This is a genomic window from Inediibacterium massiliense, from assembly GCF_001282725.1.
Taxonomy (GTDB): domain Bacteria; phylum Bacillota; class Clostridia; order Peptostreptococcales; family Thermotaleaceae; genus Anaerophilus; species Anaerophilus massiliensis.
Map to the genome: position 1 here is coordinate 289765 of NZ_LN876587.1, position 25047 is coordinate 314811.

Genomic DNA, 25047 nt, shown 5'->3' on the forward strand with positions numbered 1-25047 from the left:
AGTGAATAATAAAATAGTGACATATACTTTTCATCTTATTAGTGAAACAGCCCTCCGAATTGGTGATGGTCAAGATCAAAAGGGGATAGTTAAAAATGCAAAAAATGAACCTATAATATTGGGAACAACTATTGGAGGTATAATCAGAAGCTTTTTAGAAAAAACAACTGCAGAAATTAAAACGATACATGAGTTTATGGGTGGAGAATCAGAAGAGAAAGAAAAAAGAGAATTCATAAAAAGTAGTGTTTATATTAGTGATGCTAAAATATTAATCGAATATAAATATGAAGTTAAGGAAGGAACTAAAATTTCTAGTGAATATGGTTCGGCTGAAAAAAATAATAAATATAGTCTGGAGTATTTACCCTTAGGAACAAAAGTGAAGTTTAATATAGAAAAGTATATAACTGATATTGAGGATGAAAAAATTTTCAACAAAATTATATATACTATTGCACACGGATTTGAAAATAAAAATATTCGTCTAGGAGGACATAAAAATAATGACTTTGGACGTATGAAATTAGAATGTTTAGAAAAGAAAACATGTGATTTATCTACTATAGAAGCTATTGAAGATTATATTGCTAACAAAACCATTAAAAGTGAATATATCAAAGTAGAAACATTGGATGAAGATAAAAAAATAGATACATACATAGTAAAAGATAAATTTAATAAAATCACATTTGAAATGAATGGAAAATTTGATTATGGTGTGTATCAAAACTATAAACTAGATAATGGAGTAACAGGAATAAAAAACAACTCTATACCGGCATCAAGTATAAAAGGGATATTAAGAAGTGAAGTAGAAAAAATGATTAGAACGATTAGAGAATCAATGAATAAAGCTTACATTCAAAACAAAATAGAACAAATATTTGGTGGGAACAATTTTTTGGGAAAAATTTGTTGTACAGATGTAAGTATATCTGATCAAGATAATAAAAACATATCACAAGTATTACATATTGATAAAGAGTTTTCAAAAATTGAAGAAGATCCTAGTTATGTAAAGATTGATAGATTCACAGGGGGAACATTTAATCAAGCTTTGTTAAAACAAAGAGAAAATAGAGGGATAGCCAAAATACAAATATCTATGCAAAAAGAATATGTGGTTAAAAATGATTTGGGAGAAGAAGAAATTGTTGATTATACAAATTATATATTTCCTGTTTTTTATACGCTGGATCGAATCAAGAAAGGGGAGGTTCCATTAGGAGGAAGAACTTCTATTGGCTTAGGAACATTTACTGCGAATGAAATAAAAGTATCTATGGGAGATCATGAAGATTTAGATATAAAAAAGGACTTAGAAGATTACTTTGAAAAATTTGTTAGGTGGTGTAAAAAATGATTACAAGAATAAAAAATGATCACAACATGGAAACATTTAATTTCATAGCCCATAGATTAGATCAAGTAATTGTAGGCAAGATTGATAAAAATGTATCAGAAGGGGAAGAAATAAGAAACCAACTTAAAGAAGAATGGTTACTGGAACTACATATATTTAATGAAAAAAAAGAGGTTTTTTATAGAAGGATAAATGGAGGACTAAAACCTTATAAAGTATTAGAGCATGAAAAAATTCTCCAAGAACAAGATACTAGAAATAAAGTAGTAAAAATAATTGACAGAAATTATATACTAGAAAAACAATTTCAAAGAGAGAAACAATACAATATGTTGAGCATAAGAGAGTATATTAAATTAGATCAAGACTCACATTTGCCATATGTAGATAAAACAGTTTTACTAGATTTGATATATGATGAAAATGTCAAGGGAGGATTAAAATAAAATGGCAGAAAAAAACAAAGAATTGAAAGAAGTATCATTGCCGTATGATTTTATTCCATTCCCTGAAAAACAAAATTGGCATTATGTTTATGAAGAAAATACATTACCAAAACATAATCAAATAGTAGGTCTAAGTGGGAGAATTGATTATAGTCTAGATCCACAAACAGATATTTCATTGGAGTTTAGAAAAGCAATGGATTATAAAGATGAAAGGTGTAAGCATTATCAAGTTAGTGGAAGTTCAATGAAGGGAAAAGTAAGGAGCAATTTGGAAGTATTAAGCATGGGTTATCCTTGTATGATTGAAAGACGAAATATGACATATAGAAATATCTTTGATTCACAATATACAAATAAGGTGAATAAAGAAGGAAATATTGAAAAAATTATTCATACAGGGTTTTTGAAAAAAATTAATGGAGATTATTATATTCAGCCTGCAACTAAAATTGGAGATAGATGGTTTAAAACAATTAAAGAAGATGAAATTATAGGATACATATCACAACAAAAGTTTAAACCAATTTTTTTATGGGATAATGATAGTAAAAAAGAGTTTAAAAAATTAAGAGAAAAAATAAATAAATATACAGAAAAAATTATTACAATAAAAAAAGAGTTTAAAAAAGGTAATAAAAGTAATAAAGATAAAGAAAGATTTGAAGAAATAGTAAAAGGAATGGATGGGATTTTTAAAAAAGATTTTGATTTTATGGAAAAATTCAAGAAAGATAAAAAAGTATTGGACATAGAGCAAGAAGCAAATAATATAAAAAAAGAATTAAGTAGAAAATTAAAAGAAATACCTACTCAAAAATTAGATCTCCAAGAATTTTTTAGGCTGTATGAGAAGAGAATGGCTCTAAAAGCTACCTTATATTTAAGATATGCAGAAATGAAAATGAATTGTGAATTTCATCCATATCAAAAAAATATATTTTATCAATTAAATGAAAATAATGGATTAAAGGCAATAAAAACTGAAATAGGGTCTAATGAAAAAAATGGATTTTTAAAAGGTTATCTATATAATTCAACAAATGCCAGTTCGAAAAGATCACATTATATTATTGGAGAGGTAGATCATTCTTTTGAATTTATGGGAAATGGAGAAACTAAGAGTTTTTTGAAAATAGACGAATCTATTATAGTAGGTTATAAAGGAATCATGAAAAATTTCAGAGTATCTTCAAAATATCAAAAGAAACTCAAAGCATTTTATGATATATTTGATGAAGAAAATTATAGAAAATTACAAAAAGAATATAAAGAAGGTATTATTGTTTTTTATAGAACGGATGGAGAAAATAAAGTAACAGATATAGGAAGAACTCCTCATATGAGAGTGAGTTATAATAATCAAATAGAAAATTTAATAAAAAATGCAGAAAATAAAAAAGATGAGTATATTGATTATGCTAGAGCATTATTTGGATATGTAAATAATGATTTTAAATATGAGTTAGATGATGAAAAAGTCAAATCTATGTCTAATTATAAATCAAGATTAAGATTTTCACATATGGATATTGAAGCCAAAAGTGATCCAGAACTAATAAAAAATTTTATTTTAATGACACCGTCTCCTACTGCTTGTGCAATGTATATTGAGCAAAAGAAAAAATATAAAATAGTTACATATGAAGATGAAGATGTTAAATTAAATGGTTATAAATACTACAAACTTCTAGATGAACCTATAAAACCAAAACAAGATAATAATAAAGAGAGTTATCAATGTGATAAATTGATTATGAAGAAAGACAATATAAAAAAAATAACTGGAAGTATTTATTTTAAAAATATCAGTAAAGTTGAATTAGGTCTATTGTTAAGTAGTTTGGATGCCAATCTTATTAAAGATAAAGTAGGATTAAAAGATTGTGAACAATTATTTGATAGTATTGGTGGAGCAAAGCCTTATGGTTATGGACGGGTAAAAGTAAATATAGAAAAAGTAATAATAGATTACGATTTAGATTCCAATGTAAAACCTTCAAATATAGAGTTTTGGTTAGGAAAAAAAGAATATACAAAAGAAAATATTCAAGAATGTATAGATCTATATTATGAAAAAAGTATCGTTGAAGATAAAGTGTTAGAAGCTTATGTTCGTAGTAAAGAAATAAAGGAAGAACCTGAAATTAATTGGGATAACTTACAAAAACAGAGGGGTAAATCTGTAGGGTATGATAAAAAATGGAAAATTGAAATTAAAAAATCTAAAAAATGTGAAGAAAAGTTAAATCTAGAAAGACTAATGAAGAAATATGGAAGAAAATAAAAATCAAATTCTAAAAAATAAGGGGATAAAATATTGATGAGTGAAACTGCGAAAGATGAAAAAGAAAAGCTAAAAGAAATAGTGAAAGCTAAGATTAAGGATAATTATAAAAATATGGAAAGAGTTATTTGTGGAGAGCTAGAAATGGCTTCAAAACATCCAGGAATAACAGGACACTGTAGAGAAGAATATTGGATAGGGTTTTTTAGAAAAATAATTCCACAAAAATTCACATTAGAAACAGGGGTTATGATTATTGATTCTGAAGGAAATATTTCTAATGAAGTAGATATAGTAGTATTTGACAATCAGTACACACCTTATTTATTTAACTATGGTAGCTTGAAATTTATTCCTATTGAAGCAGTTTCAATAGTCATAGAGTGTAAAAGCACTAGTTGGACACCAGAGGGATTGAAAAATTGGAGTAAGTCTATTGATGAATTGGAGGCTATGCCAATAGGTATATCAAGAATGGTGAATGGATATATAATTGGATTAACAAATGGATCTCAACAAAGAACTAGTCCAATTAAAATATTAGCTAGTATTCGTAAAAATGCTGAAGATAAAACGATTGAAAATATAAATGAATATTTTGATATTTTGATTTATGAAAGAGAAGAAAGTGATAATATTAGTTTAAAGGTTGATATTCCTAATAAAGATAAAAGTTTAGGTTGGTGGGGAGCAAGATTGAATAATAATACTTCTAGTGATGAAGATGAAGGATTGGTATTAGATAAGGCAACTAAGGATGAATATGAAAAACTAAACGAAGAAAGATATAATAATTATATTGAAGTTGATTATAAAGATGAAAAAAATGAAGTAATATTAAAAAATACTTTAGAATCTCTTAACATTGAAAACAATCCATTATTATCTTTGAATTTTCAACTGAATCAATTGCTTATGCTGATTAATAATCCTATGTTGTTTCCACATTTTGCATATGCAAATTTTTTTAAATAGAATTAAAGTGATAGATATATTGAATGTATAATGAAAATCAAAATAGCAAGATGTACACATTTGTACATCTTGCTATTTTGTATAGGTAGAAACTAAAGGACTTGTTAAAATAAATTTTTTTGAAGTATACATTTTACCAGGCAATTATGTGTTATTTTGATATAAATATGAGTATTTGCAATAGATTGCATAGATTTTTAAAGATGAAAATTATATAGTAAAATTAGATGGTAAATTTTTTATAAAGTGTTGAAAAATAGCTATTTATAGTGTACACTAATATTTGAGAATAGCTATTTTACTAGTATTGAACCTAAACATGAGATGTATTGAAACGCTTGCATTTTAAATGCGTTCATAGTACCCATAGCAATTGAACCTAAACATGAGATGTATTGAAACTATAATTTCATTACATAATACATATTATGTCATACTATTGAACCTAAACATGAGATGTATTGAAACTCGTTTATAAAATTTGCAAATGGCGAAACTGTAGTTATTGAACCTAAACATGAGATGTATTGAAACAGAGTTTAATAGAATTGGATGGACAATGGTTAGTATTGAACCTAAACATGAGATGTATTGAAACCCATCATTAGTCCATATACTAATTGAATCATTAATAAATTGAACCTAAACATGAGATGTATTGAAACTACTAGGTTTTATGCAAAAGTGTTGACATTGTTATTGAACCTAAACATGAGATGTATTGAAACAAACATCTCTTAAAAACTTAGGCAACATTAAGTCCAATTGAACCTAAACATGAGATGTATTGAAACTTTGCAGCATAAGGCTTAGAATCATTTAAGCCTGTAATTGAACCTAAACATGAGATGTATTGAAACTTTGCAGGATCAGTTACAGTTCTAGTTCAATTATTAATTGAACCTAAACATGAGATGTATTGAAACATTCTTTCTAGTTCTTCTATAATATCTGCTTTATAATTGAACCTAAACATGAGATGTATTGAAACGTCTCAACAGTATTGAAAAATTCTTCTTTCAATCCAATTGAACCTAAACATGAGATGTATTGAAACATTTTAGCCTTATTGACTAACCCTACATAACGTGCAATTGAACCTAAACATGAGATGTATTGAAACTTTCACGATACACTTTTTATAAAATTAAAAATAAATTGAACCTAAACATGAGATGTATTGAAACATGTTTAGGAATTGAAAATGTTGAAAGTGTGTTGAGATTGAACCTAAACATGAGATGTATTGAAACGGGGTTGGCATGGATTATAGCATCAGGCCAAGGAGGATTGAACCTAAACATGAGATGTATTGAAACGCAGTACCATTTTTCGGAGATATATCACAAAAGAAAATTGAACCTAAACATGAGATGTATTGAAACAGTGAAAGTATTATGACATCTACAGTAGTTGGAAACCATTGAACCTAAACATGAGATGTATTGAAACATCGGCCAAATACAGTTGATGTACCTCCTGCATCAATTGAACCTAAACATGAGATGTATTGAAACAACATTCTTTCGTGAGATTCATGCCCTATTGGTATAATTGAACCTAAACATGAGATGTATTGAAACGATAAAGCTATATTCGCCTTCTCATATACAAGCCCTATTGAACCTAAACATGAGATGTATTGAAACAAAGAATAGTTTAACCCTAAAACCTCATCTAATCTTATTTAACCTAAACATGAGATGTATTGAAACCATTAGAATTAACAGTTGATCTTGAAGCAGCTATTATTTAACCTAAACATGAGATGTATTGAAACGGATGTAATCTTCTATAGATAACTTCAGCAATCTTTCATTTAACCTAAACATGAGATGTATTGAAACCTATTAAATCTATTTATATATATATCTTCGTATTTAATTTAACCTAAACATGAGATGTATTGAAACATATTTTTATATAGTTTTCAAATTCGACATATTAATTGAACCTAAACATGAGATGTATTGAAACGATGATTTTGATCCATAGGCATCTAATGTAAGATCTATTTAACCTAAACATGAGATGTATAAAAATGACGGCAAAACATAAAGACCCTATTTTAGGGTCTTTATATTTTTATCTATTATAATGAGGAGTGGGGGCTTAAAATATTTTTAAAATTTAGTAAAAGTAAGGTCTACGCCAAATTGCAACTAAAGTTAAAAACCATAAAAGAAGGCTTGTGCCTCCATAAAAGTATTGTCCGGTTACTTCTTTTTTCATTTGAGGAGGTTTTGGAGAAGTTAAGATTCTTTTTACAGTTTCAATTCTTCCTATGTGTTCTTCTCCTACAAATCCTTGCATTTTTTCTGCAAGTTCTAAATTTTTCACATGTTGATTTAATAGCTCATCAGATACTTGATTTTTTGCTTTATCTATTTCTCTAAAGAGAGCTCTATCTGGAAGATTACCGTATTGATCCATTAATTCATTAAATTCTTTCATTTGCTCATCTGTTAAAACGAATTGATTCATCATTTTAGGAATATTGTTATTATAAATTCTTCTCATTGAAACATCACCTCCTTGCAATACATACTATGTCCAAATTTTAAAAAAAGTTCCAACAAAGAAAAAATATGACCTTGACAACCTTGTCGTATTATAGTTAAAATAGAATGTAAAAATAGAAGAATATAAAAACATTGAAGAGAAGAGTAATAAAAAAGATCCATTTACAGAGAATTAATCATTTGGTGAGAGATTATTATGGTATTTTTTATGAAAATCATCTCGGAGTTAAAAATCTGAAAATAGGAGTAAGATTTTTCGCAGGCATGCGTTATCGTGCATCAAGTGATAAGATTTTTTGTCTTATAACTAGGGTGGTACCGCGGATGATTCGTCCCTAAGCATATGCTTAGGGACTTTTTGCATACAAAAAAATAAACGAGAGGGTGACTATACGTGGAAAAATTTAAAGCTTTGTCCGATTTATCCATTGCAGATGTTCAAAATAATATTTCTAATGATTGGGATAAACAAGATATTCTTCATAAATGTGTAGAGACAAGAAAAGAAGGTAAGCCTTTTATATTTTATGAAGGACCTCCTACAGCAAATGGAAGACCTGGTATTCACCATGTTATTGCAAGAACTTTAAAGGATTCTGTATGTAGATATAAAACAATGACAGGCCATCAAGTAAAAAGAAAAGCAGGATGGGATACTCATGGACTTCCTGTAGAAATTGAAGTAGAAAAACAATTAAATTTATCTAATAAGCAAGAAATTGAAAATTATGGAATGGATAAATTTAATGAAAAATGTAGAGAATCTGTATTTTCTTATGAAAGACAATGGAGAGAAATGACAAGAAGAATGGGTTATATGATTGATTTAGACAATCCATATATTACTCTTGATAACAATTATATTGAATCTGTATGGTGGATCTTAAATAAGTTTTTTAAAGAAGATTATATCTATGAGGGACACAAGATATTACCATATTGTCCAAGATGTGGAACAGGACTTGCTTCTCATGAAGTAGCACAAGGATATAAGGAAATAAAATCTAATACTGTTATTGTGGCATTCAAAAGAAAAGATGTTGATGAATATTTCTTGGTATGGACAACTACTCCATGGACATTATCTTCAAATGTTGCATTAGCTGTTCATCCAGGAGAGACTTATTTAAAAGTAAAAGCACAAGGAAATATTTATTATGTAGTTAGTCAGCTTGCAAATAAAGTATTGGGAGAAGATTATGAAGTACTTGAAAAACTAAAAGGAAAAGATTTAGAATATATGGAGTATGAACAATTAATGCCTTTTGTAGAACCAGATAAAAAAGCATTCTTTGTGACTGTAGCAGATTATGTTACTACAGATGATGGAACAGGTATTGTTCATATTGCACCAGCTTTTGGTGAAGATGACTATCAAGTAGGGAGAAAATATAATCTTCCAGTGATTCAGCCAGTTGATGAAAGTGGTAAATATACAACTACTCCTTGGGAAGGAAAGTTTGTAATGGATCCTGAGGTAGATGTAGATATTATCAAATGGCTTCACGCAGAAGGTAAATTATTCAAAAAAGAAAAAGTAGCCCATAATTATCCTCATTGTTGGAGATGTTCTACACCTCTTTTATATTATGCAAAACCAAGCTGGTATATAGAGATGACAAGACTAAAAGATCAATTAATTGAAAATAATAATTCTGTCAATTGGTATCCAGATTATGTAGGAGAAAAGAGATTTGGAAATTGGTTAGACAACTTAAATGATTGGGCATTATCTAGAAATAGATATTGGGGAACGCCTCTTAATATTTGGAGATGTGAATGCGGACATACTACATCTGTTGGATCAAGAAAAGAACTTGTAGAAAAAGCAATAGAAAATATTGATGAGTCTATAGAACTACATAGACCATATGTAGATGACGTTCACTTAAAATGTGAAAAGTGTGGAGGCGGTATGACTAGAGTAACAGAAGTAATTGACTGTTGGTTTGACAGTGGTGCTATGCCTTATGCACAACAACATTATCCATTTGAAAACAAAGAAAATTTTGATGAAGAATTATTCCCAGCAGACTTTATTTGTGAAGGAATTGATCAAACGCGTGGATGGTTTTATTCACTACTTGCTATTTCTACCTTTGTAAAAGGAAAATCTCCATACAAAAATGTATTGGTAAATAATTTAATCCTTGATAAAGAAGGAAGAAAAATGTCAAAATCCAAAGGAAATACGGTAGATCCATTTAAGTTGTTTGATCAGTATGGAGCAGACGTATTAAGATGGTACCTACTTTATGTATCTCCTGCTTGGACACCAACAAGATTTGATGAAGATGGACTAAAAGAAGTACAAAGTAAATTCTTTGGAACAATCAAAAATGTATATAATTTCTTTACATTATATGCTAATACAGATGAAATCAATCCAAAGGAATTCTTTGTACCTTATGAAAATCGCCCAGAATTAGATCAATGGATTTTATCTAAATATAACAACCTAATCAAAGGTGTGAAAGCTGAACTTGCTCAATTTGATTTAACAAAAACAGTAAGAAAAATTCAAGATTTTGTAAGTGAAGATCTATCTAATTGGTATATTAGACGTTCTCGTAGACGTTTTTGGGATACTGAACTTTCAGAAGATAAAAAAGCAGTATACAATACAACTTATGAAATTTTAGTAGGAATTTCCAAACTGGTTGCACCGTTTGCACCATTTCTATCTGAAGAGATTTATAAAAATTTAACAGGAGAAGTTTCTGTACATCTTGCATATTATCCTGAGGTAAGTGAAGAATTAATCAATGAAAAAGTAGAACAAAGAATGGATTTAGTAAGAGACTTAGTAGGATTAGGACGTGCAGCAAGAGAAAAAGAAAAAATAAAAGTACGTCAACCAATACAAAAGATTATGATTGATGGTGAATATGAAGAATTAATTAGTGATTTGGTGCCTTTAATGCAGGAAGAACTAAATGTAAAAGATGTAGTATTTGAAAAAGAATTAAATCAATATATGAACTATAGTTTAAAACCAAACTTCAAAGTAGCAGGACCAATATTTGGAGCAAAAATAAAGCTTTTAGGAAAAGCATTAGGTCAAATGGATGCTTCCGTTGTGGTACCAAAGCTTGAAAATGGAGAAAGCATAGAGGCTTTAGTAGATGGAGAAACATTAGAAATTACAAAGGATCATGTTTTAATTACTATAGCTGCAAAGACAGGTTTTACTGTTGAAATGATGAATAATTTATTTGTCATTTTAGATACAACTCTTACAAAGGAATTAATAGATGAGGGATATGCAAGAGAATTTATTTCAAAGGTACAACAAATGAGAAAAAATAATGGCTATGAAATGATGGACAAAATTCATATCTTCTTTGATGGAGATGATGAAATTACTAATGCTATAGAAATTCATAAAGATTACATTATGAGTGAGACATTAGCAGAAAAAATTGAAAAAGCCTCAGATGATACTTTTGAAAAACAAAATTTAAATGGTCATGATACCGGAATGAAATTAGAAAGACTATAAAAAAATCAGCCTTAGTGCTGATTTTTTTTAAAGTTTGAGGAATTGCATTGTAGAATAATTTTCATTATGGTAAAATATTTGGAAACAAAGAAGCGATGTTGGGGGATATTATGTGTGGAATTGATGAAAAAAAAATAAAAATTGCTGAAAAAATATTAGAGAATACAAAGGAAGGTATTGTTATTACAAACGTTAAAGGGGATATAGAGTGGGTAAATCCTGCATTTACAATTATTACAGGATATGAAAAGGAAGAAGTGTTGGGAAAAAACCCACGAATATTAAAATCTAAAAGACATGATTCATTATTTTATAAAAATATGTGGAGAAGTATTAGTCAAAAAGGTTTTTGGCAAAATCAAATTTGGAATAGAAGAAAAGATGGGGAAACTTACCTAGAGTGGCTAACCATAGCATCGGTTTTAAATGATAGGGGAAAAATTACTCATTACATTTCAGTATTTCATGATTTGACAGAATCCATGCTCAAAGAAGAATATATTAAGTATCAAGCAAATTATGATGCACTGACAGGCCTTCCAAATCGGTATCTCTTAAAAGATCGAATAGATCGTGCTTTGACTCATGCTTGTAAGAATAAAAAAATATTAGCTGTCTTTTTTTTAGATGTGGATCGGTTTAAGAGAATTAATGAAACATTAGGACATCATGTAGGAGATGTATTAATTCAAAAAATAGGAAAACGATTAAAAGAATGTATGGATGAAGAGGATACAGTAGGAAGATTAGGTGGAGATGAATTTATCATCATACTGGAAGAGGAAGAAAGTGCTAATCATATCATTAAAAAGGCACAAAAAGTTTTAGACATCTTTCATACTCCTTTTTTATTAAATGGATATACAAATTATATTACAGCTAGTATGGGGATTAGTATTTATCCATCAGATGGAGAAAATGCAGATCATTTAATAAAAAATGCAGAGACAGCCATGTATAGAGCAAAAGCAAAAGGAAAAAATGGATATCAACTATATACAGCAAAGATGAATCAAAAAGCATTAGAAAAGTTAACTATAGAAAATGATATGTATAAAGCATTAGAACAAAAAGAATTTGTTCTTTATTATCAACCACAAGTAGAAGCTATTACAGGAGCAATCATAGGAGTAGAAGCTTTGATTCGGTGGAATCATCCCAAAAGAGGAATGATTGGCCCGGGAGAATTTATTCCACTAGCAGAAGAAACAGGTTTTATTGTTCCATTAGGAGAATGGGTTATTTATGAAGCTTGTAGACAAGGTACAATTTGGGAAGAAAAGGGGATCGAAGGAGTACAAATATCAGTAAATTTGTCGCCTTTACAATTTCAACAAAAAAATATTATAGAGAAAATAAAAAAGATATTAGAAAACACAGGCATGAAGGCAGAGAATTTAGAAGTAGAAATTACTGAAAGTGGTGCTATGATTGATCCAGAATTTACAATAGACCTTTTAAAAGAGATGAAAAAAATGAATATAAAGGTTGCCATTGATGATTTTGGAACCGGATATTCTTCATTGTCGTATTTTACTAAATTTCCTATAGATAAGATGAAAATAGATCAATCTTTTATTAGAAACATATGGAGTGATGAAAGAAATAAAGCGGTTGTTTTAGCTATTATAAAAATTGCTAAAAGCCTTGGGTTATCTTGTATTGCAGAAGGAGTAGAAACACAAGAGGAACTAGATCTTTTAATAGAATATGAATGTGAGCAAATACAAGGATATTTTTATAGCCCTCCTATATCAGCAGAATCTTTTGAAGAACTATACAAAAATTCTAATGTAGCTATGGCAATTAACAATGGAGAAAACTAAATTTTTTACATAAAAAATAGTAGCATTATGCTACTATTTTTAATAAGAACTTTTATCTAATGCTGTGATGATTTGAAGAGGAGCTTTTTTATTACCAAGACCTACAGCATATACCGTATAGTATCTATTGGGTTTTAGGTTTTGATTAGGAGCTGTAAGGACTATTTTATTTGTGCCAGCCAATCTAATTTGGAGAGTATGATTACCGGGATTGATAGCAAGATTGGAGCTAATTTCTCTAAATCCTATATTTCTAAATAAAATAGTTCCATTTCCTAAAGTAAGATCTACTTTAGGGGCGTTAGGAGATAAATGAACAAATTTAATTTGTGTTTTCCCAGGAAGCATAGGAGATGCTGTGTCAGGAATGACAAGAGGGCGAAGATCTCGTAATGTTCCAGTAGCAGCAATAGTATAATTTTGATTCGGCATGACATCTATAACGGTATTTATTACAGGTGTGTCTTTTTTGCCAGTAGGAAAAACCAAAATTGTATATTTCCCAGGAATGATAGACAAATATGGTGTAAATTCTTTATATTTAAGATTTTTTGCAATTAATGCACCATTAGCATATACATCTACACCAGGAGCATCAGGAGATGCATGAAATACTCTAACATAGCTAGGCATAGGAGTCATTTGATAGTAGGGCATATAAGGATAATACATCATGATTGATCACCTCTTTTTGTATTTACCATATAAATATGAAAAAAATAACAATTGTGTGACAAAAGAAGAGACTACTTACGAAAAGTTAAGTAGTCTATCAATGATCATTTGAATATTCTTACAAATTTAATAGAATAAATATCACATAAAACAAGATCATCCGTTTCAGGTTCTTGAAGAATAATATAGCTAATTCCTACATCCATTAAAGTCCCTTCTCTATCAATTAGCATATTTGTTCCAATTAAAAATTCTACTTTTACATATTGACCAATTTGCGTTCTTAAGTACCCTTGTGTATAATTGATATCATCTTGAATAGGTGTACTAGGTCCTATTACAAATTCGGGAGGAGCTGGAGTAGTGGGCATATCTATAGGTGGTTGAACAGGGGGAGTCATAGGTCGATCTGGTTGTATGGGAACATTAGGTTCCATTGGCATTTGTGGCATCATTGGATAATAATTAGAGTAAAAATCATTAAACATAAAATGGCCTCCTTAAATTAAGTAATTTTAATATATGAAATTAAGTTTGTGCATAAAGCTCTGTAGGATTATAAAAGCAATGCTGTAGAACTCGAACTTGAAAGCTTCCGCTTCCATTTCTTGGGAAAATGTTTGGACAAGCAGGCTTAAATGGATTAAAATACCATAGGGAATATCCTATCGTAAACAATCTATTTCCTGCTATTGCCCAATCGGCTATATCATAATGAATTTGCTCTGGTGGATTGGACCAAATAGTTTGGGGATTGGGTTTTCCTGCTAAAACAGAACGCATGCAGTCAAATTGTCCTTGTTGAGTAATAATTTTTCGAATATCTCCTTGACCTATCCGATGATATTCTCCATAGGGAACTCGTACACGGTTCATAATTACTGTAGCTACAGCTTTCATTCCGTTTTCCCCTTCTCCGCCAGCTTCACATCGGATAATTCTAGCTAAAAGTTCTCTGTCTGAATAAGCCATATTTGGTTCACCTCATTTATATGAAGATTTACTTTCAGCATATGAAAAATTTCATAATGATACTATCAATTTATGCACCAAATAAAAAATTGCTACTGAATTATATATAAAATCATTGAAAAAGAATAGAAAATCATATATTTTTAAAAGAGGTATATAAAAATAGATTTAGGAGTGAAAGAAATGAAAATTTATTCTTGGAATGTAAATGGAATAAGGGCTGTTCAAAAAAAAGGATTTGTAGAGTGGGTGCAAAGTGAAGAGCCTGATATTTTATGTATACAAGAAACGAAAGCAAATGTTGAGCAATTAGAGGACACACTTATTCATATTAAAGGATATTATTCATATTTTCATAGTGCCAAAAGAAAAGGATATAGTGGAGTAGCTGTTTATACAAAAGAAAAACCTAAATTTGTACATGAGAAAATAGGAATTGATAAATTTGATGAAGAAGGAAGAATTCTTATTTTAGAATATGAGTGTTTTACACTTCTTAATATTTATTTTCCAAATGGACAAAAAGATGATGAAAGACTTTCTTACAAATTAGAGTTTTATGATTTTATTTTAGAGTATTGTGAGAAACTAAAAAAACAAGGGAAAAAGTTAGTCATTTGTGGAGATTATAATACAGCACATAAAGACATAGATTTAAAAAATCCAAAAGCTAATGAAGATCGATCAGGATTTTTACCTATTGAAAGAGCATGGATTGATAAATTTATCTCTTATGGATACATAGATACTTTTAGATATATTTATCCAGAGACAATAAAATATTCTTGGTGGAGTTATAGATTTAACGCACGAAAAAATAATGCTGGATGGAGAATCGATTATCATTTTGTATCAGATAATTTGATCAATAAAGTAAAAGATGCACAAATTCTAAATGAGGTAGAAGGATCAGACCATTGTCCTGTAACAATTGATTTAGATCTATAAATGAAAAAAGGAGCGTTATGGATGAAAACATTTTCAAATTATACATTAAAAGATTTTATCATTAATAATTTACAAAAAAATAATATAGTAAGTCCTACCCCTATTCAAGAGACAACACTTTCTCATACTTTAGAAGGAATAGACTTAATAGGAAAGGCAAAAACAGGTACAGGAAAGACATTAGCATATCTTCTACCTATGATTCAAAAAATAGATACTTCTTCAAAAGATATACAAACTTTAGTATTAGCACCAACAAAAGAATTAAGTATTCAAATTAAAAATGAGGCACAAAAAATTATAGAGGGAACTTCTATTCGTATAGAAGCTATTGTAGAGGGAATGAAGATAGAAAAGCAGCTAGACCAAATGAAAAATAAGCCTCATATAATTATTGCAACACCAGGAAGATTTGTTCATCTTATGAGTATAAAAAAAATAAAACTTCATGAAGTAAAGATTGTTGCACTAGATGAAGTAGATGAAATATTAAAAGCAGGGCTTTTAGATAAAGTTCAATTTATTATGAATCATACTTTAAAGGACAAGCAGATATTAAGTTTTTCTGCAACTATTTCTAAAGAAGCAAAAGATGTATTAACAAAATGGATGAAAAACCCTGTTGTCACTTATTTAGATAAAGATGAGCCTATTCCATCTAAAATTTATCATCAATATATGGTTACAAAAGCTTCTAAAAAAACAGATGCCCTAGAACAAATTTTAAAATCAATCAAGCCTTCAAAGAGTTTGGTTTTTATTAATCGAAATGAAAATGTAGATCGTTTTGTAAAAGAATTAAAAAGCTTAGGATTTTTAGTAGGAGGCATTCAGACGAGAACAAAAAATCAAGATAGACAAAATACCCTTACACAATTTAATAAAGGAAAAATAAAAATATTAGTTACAACAGATCTTTTTACAAGGGGGATGGACTTTCAAAAGGTAAGTCATGTATTTAATATGGATCTTCCTTTTAATGAAACAGATTATCTTCATCGTGCAGGACGTACAGGAAGAATTGGACAAGAAGGAACAGTGATCAATATTGTTAGAGATCGAGAAAAATTTATTTTGTATAAGATGATGAAAAAGTTGAATATCAAAGTAGAACATGTAGATGTAATAAATGGAAAAATAGTTTTTATAAAGGATGTTATTAAAAGAAAGAATAGTAAATAAAAAAGAGGTATACATATAAAAAGAAAGACTTGTGGTAATAAGTCAAGATAGAAAAAGATAGGTTTTGATTAAACTTACAATAATATTTTCTAAAAAAGTCAGCACTTAATAAACCTAAGGTAAATTAGGATTAAAACGAAAGGATTGCGCATCGAATATTATTCGATATTATACACTCCTTTCTGGTGTATAAAGTTGGTGATTGCGTAGCAGCACATCCACCATGCGCACAAATTTTCTTGCAGTAAGGACGAGAGCTCTTTTATGTTGATGCTTAGGAACTTCATGATATTTCTTGAGATAGTATTCTCTATAAACGGGTTCATTTCGCATAAGTGAATTGGCAGCTTCAATCAAGTAATAGCGAAGGTAATGATTTCCCGTTTTAGTCATTGTAGTTCTTTCAGATTCAAAATTACCAGATTGTTTTCGCTTCCAGTAAAGACCTGCATATTTGGCAATTTTGGATTCATTTTCGAAGCGTTGAATTTGACCAATTTCGGCTATTATGCCAGCAGCATAAACAGGTCCAATGCCTGGAATGCTAAGCAATGATTTGGATTCAGGTAAAATNATGAGTATGACAGGTCAAGAAATGCTAAAATATAAAAACTGGGCAGTAGTAGGAGATGTACTCAATCAAAGAAAGTTTGCTTATAAAATAAAAAATAGACTTATAGATGCAGGATACATTGTTTCATTAGTCAATCCAAGAGAAAGTGAACATAAAGTATTTCATTCTCTGCAAGAAATAAAAGAAAAAGTAGATGTAATAGATCTTTGTATTAATCCAAAATTAGGAATAGATATAGTAAAGAAAGCACATAATTTAGGAATAGACCATATTTTTATTCAACCAGGAGCTGAAAGTGAAGAAATATTATTATTTTGTAAAGAACATGATATGAAAGTGATACAAAGTTGCGTTTTAGTAGAGCTATCTAAAAGAGGAATATAAAGGAACGTTACGTTCCTTTTTTTGTAAAAAGACATAATATAGTATATGTTTTTAAATTGATATGCTTTTAAAGGGGAGAATAAAATGATTAGTAATGGAGAAATTATTTTTCGCTTAATATTAGCAAGTATATTAGGAGGATTAGTTGGACTAGAAAGAGAATCTAATAATCGACCAGCAGGATTTAGAACTCATATTTTAGTAACTACAGGATCAGCCTTGGTGATGCTTGTTTCTATGTATGGCTTTAATGGATTTGGAGTAGGAGGATCTGGAGGAGAGCCAGCAAGATTAGCAGCACAAGTAGTAAGTGGGATAGGATTTTTAGGTGCGGGAACTATTTTAAGACAAGGAAATAGTGTACATGGACTTACTACAGCAGCAAGTCTATGGGTATGTGCTTGTATAGGTCTTGCCATAGGAAATGGATATTATATAGGAGGATTAGCTACTGCTGTCATTGTATTATTTTCGTTAGTAAGTTTAGGATTGTTTGAAAAAAATCTTTTTCAATCAAAATATAAGACCATTCATATCATCTGTAAAGAAAGACCAGGACTGGTAGGAGAAATAGGGACAGTAGTAGGAAAATATTGTGCTACCATTAAGCATATCAAAATGTGTGCAGAAGATGAGGATTATGATCTTCATCTTGATATGACCATAAAAATTCCTACACACTTTGAAGCCAATGCATTATTTGAAAGCATTAGAAAAATAGAAGGAATCAAACAAGTAAGATGGGAAGAAAGAGAAGAAATGATAAAATAATGAAAGAAGGAAGGAAATGAAAGAAAAAAAAATATTACCAATTATAGCCGGTCTCGTTACCTCTTTTATATTTGGGTTTTCTTTTTTATTTACAAAGGAGGCACTAGATACGATCAATCCATTTGATCTTTTGACTTTTCGATTTGGAACAGCAGCTCTTGCTTTGATTATTTTGAGATGTATAGGAATTATAAGAATAGATTATAAAGGAAAAAATGTAAGAGCATTACTTATACTGGCTTTATTCCAACCATCATTTTATTTTATATTCGAAACACTAGGTATACAAAAAACGACTACCTCAGAAGCAGGGGTGATGATGGCACTCATACCCATTGTAGTAACTTGTTTAGCTGCTATATTCTTAAAAGAAATTCCATCAAAACCTCAAGTTTTTTCCATAAGTATATCTGTTTTAGGAGTCATTTTGGTAGTTTTAATGAAGAGTACAGATGGAAGTGGAAGCTTCATAGGATTATTATTATTATTATGTGGTGTTTTATGTGCATCCATTTTAAATATTTTATCAAGGAAATTATCCATGAGCTTTAAACCTGTTGAAATAACATTTTTTATGATGTGTACAGGAGCCGTGTTCTTTGGAGGAATATCTTTCATTTCTCATTTAGTAAAGGGAAACGTAGAAGAAATGTTTTTGTCATTGAAAGAACCAAAAGTCATGATTGCTATTTTTTATCTAGGTATATTATCTTCAGTGGTTGCTTTTTTCCTTACCAATTATAATTTATCAAAATTAGAAGCCTCCAGAGCTGTAATCTTTTCTAATTTGATTACGGTAGTCTCTATTGTAGCTGGGGTATTGATTCGAAAAGAGCCCTTTGGAATCTATCAATTCATAGGAACAGGCATGATTCTTATAGGGGTATGGGGTACAAATTATTATGGAGAAAAAAAACATCAATTACCTACAAATAAAGACATAAGGAATCATTAGACTAGACTTTTATATTATGTTATGATAAATAAGATACTAATAAAAAGGAGAATTTATATGAATAAACAAGTTTTAGCTACTGTTAATGGATGTGAAATTACAAAAGAAGATTTAGAGCTAGTGGTACAACATGCACCAGCAGAACAAAAAATGCAATTGAATACTTTAGCAGGAAAAAAATATCTTTTAAATGAAATGATTACACAACAAATGCTTTATTTAGATGCAAAGAAAAAAGGATTAGATCAAGATGAAGAATTTTTAAAAGAGTTAAAAGCTGTAGGAGAAAATCTTTTAAAGCAATATGCTGTAAGAAAATTATTAGATACAGTTGTTGTAGATGAAGCTGAAGTAAAAGAATATTATGAAAAAAATCCTGAGCAATTTGTAAAAGGACCTTGTGTACATGCAAAGCATATTTTAGTAAAAGAAGAAGAACAAGCACAAAATATTTTAAAAGAAATAAAAGCTGGTAAAAAATTTGAAGATGCAGCAAGTGAGTATTCAGAGTGTCCATCTAAAGCAAATGGTGGAGATTTAGGAGAATTTGAAAAAGGAAAAATGGTTCCTGAATTTGAAAAAGTAGCTTTTGAATTGGAAATAGGAAAAGTGAGTGAACCGGTAAAAACTCAATTTGGATATCATTTGATTTTAGTAGAAGATAAAAAAGATAAAAAAGAGATTCCTTTTGAAGAAGTAAAAAATACAATCAAAGACTATATGTTAAGAATGAAACAAAATGATACATATAAATCTTATGCAGATGGATTAAGAGATCAATATGAAATTACAACACATGAAGATTTACTAAAATAAGGGCCATATTGGCCCTTTTGTAGACAAAGTCATAAAATCCGTCAATTGTTCCTAATTTTTATGACTTTGATAACTGTTTGTAAGTGATACAGAGGTCCTTTTGTAGGTAGGTTTAAATTATTTACATATTGTTTACAATATTAAATAAATAAGAGAAAGGAAGAATCTATATGGAAAATAAAAAAATAGTAACTCTTTTAGATGAAGAAGGAAAAAAAGAGGATATGGAAGTAGTAGATACTATAGAGATGGAAGAAAATAAATATGCTCTTTTGGCACCTATTGGAGAAGATGAAGATGCTTATGTATATAAAGTAGTTGAAAAAGATGGAAAAGAAGAATACATACCTGTAGAAGATGATGATGAATTTAATATGGTATTAGAAGAATATGAATCTTATTTTGATGAAGAATAAACCTTGGTGAAAATCACTAAGGTTTTTATCAAGGAGTGAAATGGGTGAATATGCAAGAAAAAATAGACTTAAAAAGTTGTACCATAGAAGAATTAGAAAATTTTTTAGAAACATTAAATGAAAAGAAATTTAGAGGAAAGCAGATTTTTAGTTGGATTCATAAAGGAGTAGAAGATTTAGATGAAATGACAAATCTTTCTAAGGATTTAAGAGAAAAATTAAAAGAAAAAGCTTATATTAGTACACTTAAAATTGAAAATGTATTGATATCTACAATAGATGAAACTAGAAAATATTTATTTTTATTAGAAGATGGAAACATCATAGAAAGTGTATGGATGAAGTATAAACATGGAAATTCTGTATGTGTATCGACTCAGGTAGGATGTAAGATGGGATGCAGTTTTTGTGCATCTACATTAGAAGGAGTGATTAGAAATCTAACAGCAGGAGAGATACTAGATCAAATTTTATCTATACAAAAGGATGCAAAAGAAAGAGTATCTAATGTAGTTTTAATGGGAAGTGGAGAACCTTTTGATAATTATGAAGAGGTCTTAAAATTTTTAGAAATTGTAAATCATAAGAATGGTTTAAATATTGGACTTAGAAATATCACTATATCTACTTGTGGACTTGTACCTAAGCTTTTAGATTTCGCAGAAAAAAAACCTCAAGTAACTCTTGCTATTTCTTTACATGCTGCCAATGATGAACTAAGAAGCAGTATGATGCCTATTAATAGAAAATATCCTTTGGAAGAATTATTAAAGGCTTGCAAATCATATACAGAAAAAACAAATAAAAGAATTACATTTGAATATGCATTAATTAAAGATGTAAATGATCGAGAAAAAGATGCAATAGAACTTTCAAAAAAAATAAAAAATATATTGTGTCATGTGAATTTGATTCCTCTCAATCAAGTAGATGAAAGAGGATATGAAAGAGCAAATATGGATCGAGTAAGAAATTTTCAAAATATATTAAAGAAAAAAGGAATCGAAGCTACCATAAGAAGAGAATTAGGAAGAGATATTCAAGCTGCTTGTGGACAATTAAGAAGAAGATATTTAAAAAATAATTAATCCATATAAAATGTGTTCATAACTTAAAATAAAAGGATTTAAGTTATGAACACATTTTTTTTATGATATAAATTCTTTTCCTAAATATTTTTTAATATCTTCAGGACTGCTCAATGGAGTGATGAGAATTTCTTTATCCGTTTCTAAAAAATAAACTAAAACTTCTGCATTTCCTTCTAAAAATACTTTTGCAACAGTTTCTGGTTTTACTTCTCTTACTTTATTTTTATGATGCTTCTTTTTTACAAATTCCTTTGTATAATAAGTACCTGTAAGTCCGATTACTTTTGTATATTGATTCATATTCTGCCTCCTATTACTGTTTTCCTTATTAGTATAACATATTTTTCATTTCTTAAAAGATGATCTGCACATATTAGAGATAAACAGGATATGATGATAAAGAGAGGAGGCGAAAATTTTGAGAATTCTAAAGAGAGGATCACAGGGAACGGATGTAATGGAAATTCAGGCTCTTTTAAAAAAGATAGGATACGATCCGGGTCCTATAGATGGTATATTTGGAACAAAAACAGAAGAAGCAGTTAAAAATTTTCAAAGGGATAATGGACTAACTCCGGATGGAATTATTGGACCTCAAACATACAAAGCTTTAGAACCTCTTTTATTAGGATATGATGAATATATAGTACAGCCTGGAGATACTATGTATAAGATTGCAAAAAAATATTATACAAATGTAAATAATATAGTAGCTGCTAATCCAAATATTAATCCTTATAACCTTCAAATAGGACAAAAGCTTATTGTTCCCTTCGGAATAGATGTAGTAGATACAAATATTGATTATACTTATGAAATTTTAGAAAGGGATATTTTAGGACTAAAGGCAAGATATCCATTTTTACAAGTAGGAGTAGCAGGAAAAAGTGTTTTAGGAAAAAATCTATACTATATTAAAATTGGAAATGGGCCAAATCAAGTTTTTTATAATGGAGCCCATCATTCACTAGAATGGATTACTTCTCCACTTTTAATGAAGTTTGTAGAAAATTTTTCAAAGGCTTATATAAAGAATGAAAAAATCAGAGCATATGATGTACAAGATATATGGGAGAAAAGTACGATTTATATTTTACCTATGGTCAATCCAGATGGTGTGAATTTAGTACTCAATGGTCTAGATCCAAATAATCCATACTATGAAAACTTGATTCAATGGAATAATGGAAGTACAGATTTTTCTAAAAACTGGCAAGCAAATATAAGAGGTGTAGATTTAAATCATAATTATAATGCATTATGGGAGCTTTCAAAGGAAATGGAGCCTGCATATGGTGTATATGGACCAGGGCCTACAAGGTATTCAGGACCTTATCCAGAATCAGAACCAGAATCAAAGGCAGTAGCAGATTTTACAAGAAATCACAATTTTAGATTGGTACTGGCTTATCATACTCAAGGAGAAGTAATTTATTGGAACTTTGAAAATATGGCACCTCCTGTAGCAAAGGAAATTGGAGAGTTGTTTTCAAAGGTAAGTGGATATGATTTAGCACAAACTTATGGAATTACTTCTTATGCAGGATATAAAGATTGGTTTATACAAGACTACAAAAGACCAGGATATACTATTGAGGCAGGAAAAGGAGTCAATCCTCTTCCTATAGAACAATTTCCAAGGATTTATGAGGAAAATGAAGAAATACTTTTATTAGCACCATTAGTATAAGTGGCTTATGCCACTTTTTATTTTGATATATAAAAAAAATTTAATGATTCAGCCTCTATCTATGTGGATATCTATTTTAATTAAGACTGTATGATATATTCTGCTTTTAGGTATACTAGCAGGAAACAGACCTTTATAGTATAATGAAATGAGAGAAAATCCATCAAATAAATACTTCTCATTTTTGAAAGGGGTCTTAAAATGAATACAGAATATAATATTATGGTATGTGTAACCCAGCAAAAGACCTGTGAAAGACTAATTAGAAGAGGTGCACAAATAAGAGATCAACAGGATGGAGAATTATTTGTTATTCATGTAGCAAAAGAAGGAGAGCATTTTTTAGGAAAATCTAAAGAAGGAGATGCTTTAGAATATCTTTTTGAAAAATCTAAAGCTTATGGGGCAAATCTTACAGTAGTAAGATCTCATGATGTGTTAACAACTTTAGGAGAGTTAGCTCAAAAAAATAACATACATTTGATTATTTTAGGGGAATCCTATGAAAATGAAGATAAAAATGTAGTAAACAAATTACAAAAGAAGTTGTCAGAAGGTATTGAAATAGAAATTGTACCTGTACAAAAGAAGGAAAAAGTAAGTTAAGGAGAATTTTTTATGCTAAATCGGTATAGGATCTATTCTAGTTATTTAAAAGAAAAATATAAAGAAAAGGTATATAAAATTCCTATTCATCTGCCCGTTACTTGTCCAAATAGAGATGGTACTTTAGGATGTGGAGGATGTATATTTTGTGGAGAAGAAGGGGCAGGTTTTGAAAATCTGCCCAGTAGTTTATCTATAAAAGAGCAATTGGTTCAAAACATTTCTTATATACAAAAAAAATATAAAGCAAATAAATTTATTGCATATTTTCAAAATTACACAAATACCTATCTTCCTCTTTCTATATTTAAAGAATATATATTAGAAGCTTGTGAGGAAAATATAGTAGAAATCTCTATATCTACACGACCAGATTGTATTCATGATGATTATTTATCTTTTTTAAAAGAGATAAAGGATAAGAAAAATATAAATATATTGATTGAATTAGGACTTCAAAGTGTCAATTACCATACGCTAAAAAAAATTAATAGAGGGCATACCCTTGCAGAATTTATTGATGCCATTGTGCGTATTAAAAAATATGGTTTTGAAACTTGCGCTCATATGATTTTAAATTTTCCATGGGATAAGGAAGAAGATGTAATAGAAGGAGCTAAAATATTATCTTCTTTAGGAGTGGATCAAGTAAAGCTCCATTCTTTGTATATTGTAAAGGATTCTCCTATGGGAAAAATGTATGAAGATAAAGAATTTGAAATGATGCCTTTAGAGGATTATATCCATAGAGTGATTCTTTTTTTAGAATATATTGATCCTAATATTGTTTTTCAAAGAATTATTGGAAGGGCGCCAAAGGAAAATACTTTATTTTGTAATTGGAATACAAGTTGGTGGAAAATTAAGGATATGTTAGAGGAGAAGATGGATAAGCTAGATAGCTATCAAGGAAAAAGATTTGATTATTTAAATGGTAAAGGATTAAAGAATATACATAAAAAAGAGAATACTCTATGAGAAATGAGTATTCTTTTTTTGAAAAAAAATATAACTATATATACAATTTATATAATTTATGGTAT

The 25047-nt window shown here is 29.2% G+C and carries 22 protein-coding genes, 1 pseudogene, 1 CRISPR repeat array and 1 other annotated feature; of the genes and pseudogenes, 17 read left to right on the top strand and 6 right to left on the bottom strand.

The features are described from left to right. Nucleotide 1 precedes the first annotated feature (1 nt). The 4 genes from BN2409_RS09930 to BN2409_RS09945 are packed head-to-tail and all read left to right on the top strand — an operon-like array spanning nt 2 to nt 5074. Nucleotides 2-1366: an RAMP superfamily CRISPR-associated protein gene (locus tag BN2409_RS09930; protein ID WP_053956481.1), complete on the top strand. Its 1365-nt coding sequence runs from the start codon at nt 2-4 to the stop codon at nt 1364-1366. Beyond that, nucleotides 1363-1812, top strand: a complete 450-nt coding sequence (locus BN2409_RS09935; RefSeq protein WP_053956482.1) for a hypothetical protein — start codon at nt 1363-1365, stop codon at nt 1810-1812. The genes BN2409_RS09930 and BN2409_RS09935 overlap by 4 nt, the downstream gene beginning before the upstream one ends. 1 nt (nt 1813) lies before the next feature. Next, nucleotides 1814-4099: a hypothetical protein gene (locus BN2409_RS17240; protein ID WP_053956483.1), complete on the top strand. Its 2286-nt coding sequence runs from the start codon at nt 1814-1816 to the stop codon at nt 4097-4099. A gap of 36 nt (nt 4100-4135) precedes the next feature. Next, nucleotides 4136-5074, top strand: coding sequence for a DUF6602 domain-containing protein (locus tag BN2409_RS09945; RefSeq protein WP_053956484.1), 939 nt, complete (start codon nt 4136-4138; stop codon nt 5072-5074). Between the two features lie 306 nt (nt 5075-5380). Further along, nucleotides 5381-7117: direct repeats of the CRISPR family, unit length 30 nt; unit sequence ATTGAACCTAAACATGAGATGTATTGAAAC. Nucleotides 7118-7204: 87 nt separating this feature from the next. Here the strand turns inward: BN2409_RS09945 and BN2409_RS09950 are convergent. Further along, nucleotides 7205-7594: a hypothetical protein gene (locus BN2409_RS09950; RefSeq protein ID WP_053956485.1), complete on the bottom strand. Its 390-nt coding sequence runs from the start codon at nt 7592-7594 to the stop codon at nt 7205-7207. Nucleotides 7595-7719: 125 nt separating this feature from the next. Continuing rightward, nucleotides 7720-7936, top strand: a binding site (T-box leader). Between the two features lie 54 nt (nt 7937-7990). Between BN2409_RS09950 and ileS the strand changes: the two genes are divergently transcribed. After that, nucleotides 7991-11098: an isoleucine--tRNA ligase gene (gene ileS, locus BN2409_RS09955; RefSeq protein ID WP_053956486.1), complete on the top strand. Its 3108-nt coding sequence runs from the start codon at nt 7991-7993 to the stop codon at nt 11096-11098. Nucleotides 11099-11208: 110 nt separating this feature from the next. After that, on the top strand, nt 11209-12924 hold the full coding sequence (locus tag BN2409_RS09960) for a sensor domain-containing protein (protein WP_053956487.1): 1716 nt from the start codon (nt 11209-11211) through the stop codon (nt 12922-12924). A gap of 39 nt (nt 12925-12963) precedes the next feature. Here BN2409_RS09960 and BN2409_RS09965 read toward each other — a convergent pair whose 3' ends face one another. From BN2409_RS09965 to BN2409_RS09975, 3 genes are all read right to left on the bottom strand, one after another. Further along, complete coding sequence (locus BN2409_RS09965) at nt 12964-13599, bottom strand: DUF4397 domain-containing protein (RefSeq protein ID WP_053956488.1); 636 nt, start codon at nt 13597-13599, stop codon at nt 12964-12966. Nucleotides 13600-13703: 104 nt separating this feature from the next. Continuing rightward, nucleotides 13704-14087, bottom strand: coding sequence for a hypothetical protein (locus BN2409_RS09970; RefSeq protein ID WP_053956489.1), 384 nt, complete (start codon nt 14085-14087; stop codon nt 13704-13706). Between the two features lie 40 nt (nt 14088-14127). Next, nucleotides 14128-14571 carry a cell wall hydrolase gene (locus BN2409_RS09975; RefSeq protein WP_053956490.1) on the bottom strand — a complete coding sequence of 148 codons (444 nt, stop codon included), beginning with the start codon at nt 14569-14571 and terminating at the stop codon, nt 14128-14130. 183 nt (nt 14572-14754) lie between these two features. Here BN2409_RS09975 and BN2409_RS09980 point away from each other — a divergent pair, with 183 nt between their 5' ends. Continuing rightward, nucleotides 14755-15519 (top strand): exodeoxyribonuclease III, encoded by a 765-nt coding sequence (locus BN2409_RS09980; RefSeq protein ID WP_053956491.1) that lies wholly within the window; start codon nt 14755-14757, stop codon nt 15517-15519. A 21-nt stretch (nt 15520-15540) separates the two neighbouring features. After that, nucleotides 15541-16701, top strand: a complete 1161-nt coding sequence (locus BN2409_RS09985; protein WP_053956492.1) for a DEAD/DEAH box helicase — start codon at nt 15541-15543, stop codon at nt 16699-16701. A 168-nt stretch (nt 16702-16869) separates the two neighbouring features. On the opposite strand, the pseudogene BN2409_RS09990 reads toward BN2409_RS09985, so the two are convergent. Next, a pseudogene (locus BN2409_RS09990) lies at nt 16870-17262 on the bottom strand (transposase); the annotation flags it as partial. Nucleotides 17263-17296: 34 nt separating this feature from the next. Here BN2409_RS09990 and BN2409_RS09995 point away from each other — a divergent pair. The 6 genes from BN2409_RS09995 to rlmN all read left to right on the top strand — a co-directional run bounded on the left by BN2409_RS09995 (nt 17297) and on the right by rlmN (nt 21705). Then, nucleotides 17297-17659, top strand: a complete 363-nt coding sequence (locus tag BN2409_RS09995; RefSeq protein WP_330375503.1) for a CoA-binding protein — start codon at nt 17297-17299, stop codon at nt 17657-17659. An 84-nt stretch (nt 17660-17743) separates the two neighbouring features. Next, nucleotides 17744-18430, top strand: coding sequence for an MgtC/SapB family protein (locus BN2409_RS10000; RefSeq protein ID WP_053956494.1), 687 nt, complete (start codon nt 17744-17746; stop codon nt 18428-18430). 16 nt (nt 18431-18446) lie between these two features. Then, complete coding sequence (locus BN2409_RS10005) at nt 18447-19385, top strand: DMT family transporter (RefSeq protein ID WP_053956495.1); 939 nt, start codon at nt 18447-18449, stop codon at nt 19383-19385. Between the two features lie 57 nt (nt 19386-19442). Continuing rightward, nucleotides 19443-20201 carry a peptidylprolyl isomerase gene (locus BN2409_RS10010; RefSeq protein WP_053956496.1) on the top strand — a complete coding sequence of 253 codons (759 nt, stop codon included), beginning with the start codon at nt 19443-19445 and terminating at the stop codon, nt 20199-20201. Nucleotides 20202-20371: 170 nt separating this feature from the next. After that, on the top strand, nt 20372-20617 hold the full coding sequence (locus tag BN2409_RS10015; protein WP_053956497.1) for a DUF1292 domain-containing protein: 246 nt from the start codon (nt 20372-20374) through the stop codon (nt 20615-20617). A gap of 50 nt (nt 20618-20667) precedes the next feature. Further along, nucleotides 20668-21705, top strand: coding sequence for a dual-specificity RNA methyltransferase RlmN (rlmN, locus tag BN2409_RS10020; RefSeq protein WP_053957710.1), 1038 nt, complete (start codon nt 20668-20670; stop codon nt 21703-21705). Between the two features lie 60 nt (nt 21706-21765). On the opposite strand, the gene BN2409_RS10025 is transcribed toward rlmN, so the two are convergent. Beyond that, nucleotides 21766-22008, bottom strand: coding sequence for a hypothetical protein (locus tag BN2409_RS10025; protein ID WP_053956498.1), 243 nt, complete (start codon nt 22006-22008; stop codon nt 21766-21768). 118 nt (nt 22009-22126) lie between these two features. Here BN2409_RS10025 and BN2409_RS10030 point away from each other — a divergent pair, with 118 nt between their 5' ends. From BN2409_RS10030 to mnmL, 3 genes are all read left to right on the top strand, one after another. After that, nucleotides 22127-23398, top strand: a complete 1272-nt coding sequence (locus tag BN2409_RS10030; RefSeq protein WP_053956499.1) for a M14 family metallopeptidase — start codon at nt 22127-22129, stop codon at nt 23396-23398. 201 nt (nt 23399-23599) lie between these two features. After that, complete coding sequence (locus BN2409_RS10035; protein ID WP_053956500.1) at nt 23600-24004, top strand: adenine nucleotide alpha hydrolase family protein; 405 nt, start codon at nt 23600-23602, stop codon at nt 24002-24004. A gap of 12 nt (nt 24005-24016) precedes the next feature. Next, entirely contained in the window at nt 24017-24982 is a 966-nt protein-coding gene (gene mnmL, locus BN2409_RS10040) for a tRNA modification radical SAM protein MnmL/YtqA (RefSeq protein ID WP_053956501.1), read from the top strand. Nucleotides 24983-25047: the final 65 nt, after the last annotated feature.

Coding starts and splice junctions, on each gene's coding strand:
- BN2409_RS09965 (WP_053956488.1), bottom strand. CDS start 13,599: ATGATGTATTATCCTTATATGCCCTACTATCAAATGACTCCTATGCCT.
- BN2409_RS09970 (WP_053956489.1), bottom strand. CDS start 14,087: ATGTTTAATGATTTTTACTCTAATTATTATCCAATGATGCCACAAATG.
- BN2409_RS09935 (WP_053956482.1), top strand. CDS start 1,363: ATGATTACAAGAATAAAAAATGATCACAACATGGAAACATTTAATTTC.
- BN2409_RS10005 (WP_053956495.1), top strand. CDS start 18,447: ATGAAAGAAAAAAAAATATTACCAATTATAGCCGGTCTCGTTACCTCT.
- BN2409_RS09995 (WP_330375503.1), top strand. CDS start 17,297: ATGCTAAAATATAAAAACTGGGCAGTAGTAGGAGATGTACTCAATCAA.
- BN2409_RS09980 (WP_053956491.1), top strand. CDS start 14,755: ATGAAAATTTATTCTTGGAATGTAAATGGAATAAGGGCTGTTCAAAAA.
- BN2409_RS10010 (WP_053956496.1), top strand. CDS start 19,443: ATGAATAAACAAGTTTTAGCTACTGTTAATGGATGTGAAATTACAAAA.
- BN2409_RS10015 (WP_053956497.1), top strand. CDS start 20,372: ATGGAAAATAAAAAAATAGTAACTCTTTTAGATGAAGAAGGAAAAAAA.
- BN2409_RS10025 (WP_053956498.1), bottom strand. CDS start 22,008: ATGAATCAATATACAAAAGTAATCGGACTTACAGGTACTTATTATACA.
- BN2409_RS09975 (WP_053956490.1), bottom strand. CDS start 14,571: ATGGCTTATTCAGACAGAGAACTTTTAGCTAGAATTATCCGATGTGAA.
- rlmN (WP_053957710.1), top strand. CDS start 20,668: ATGCAAGAAAAAATAGACTTAAAAAGTTGTACCATAGAAGAATTAGAA.
- BN2409_RS09960 (WP_053956487.1), top strand. CDS start 11,209: ATGTGTGGAATTGATGAAAAAAAAATAAAAATTGCTGAAAAAATATTA.
- BN2409_RS09985 (WP_053956492.1), top strand. CDS start 15,541: ATGAAAACATTTTCAAATTATACATTAAAAGATTTTATCATTAATAAT.
- BN2409_RS09945 (WP_053956484.1), top strand. CDS start 4,136: ATGAGTGAAACTGCGAAAGATGAAAAAGAAAAGCTAAAAGAAATAGTG.
- mnmL (WP_053956501.1), top strand. CDS start 24,017: ATGCTAAATCGGTATAGGATCTATTCTAGTTATTTAAAAGAAAAATAT.
- BN2409_RS17240 (WP_053956483.1), top strand. CDS start 1,814: ATGGCAGAAAAAAACAAAGAATTGAAAGAAGTATCATTGCCGTATGAT.
- BN2409_RS10000 (WP_053956494.1), top strand. CDS start 17,744: ATGATTAGTAATGGAGAAATTATTTTTCGCTTAATATTAGCAAGTATA.
- BN2409_RS09950 (WP_053956485.1), bottom strand. CDS start 7,594: ATGAGAAGAATTTATAATAACAATATTCCTAAAATGATGAATCAATTC.
- BN2409_RS10035 (WP_053956500.1), top strand. CDS start 23,600: ATGAATACAGAATATAATATTATGGTATGTGTAACCCAGCAAAAGACC.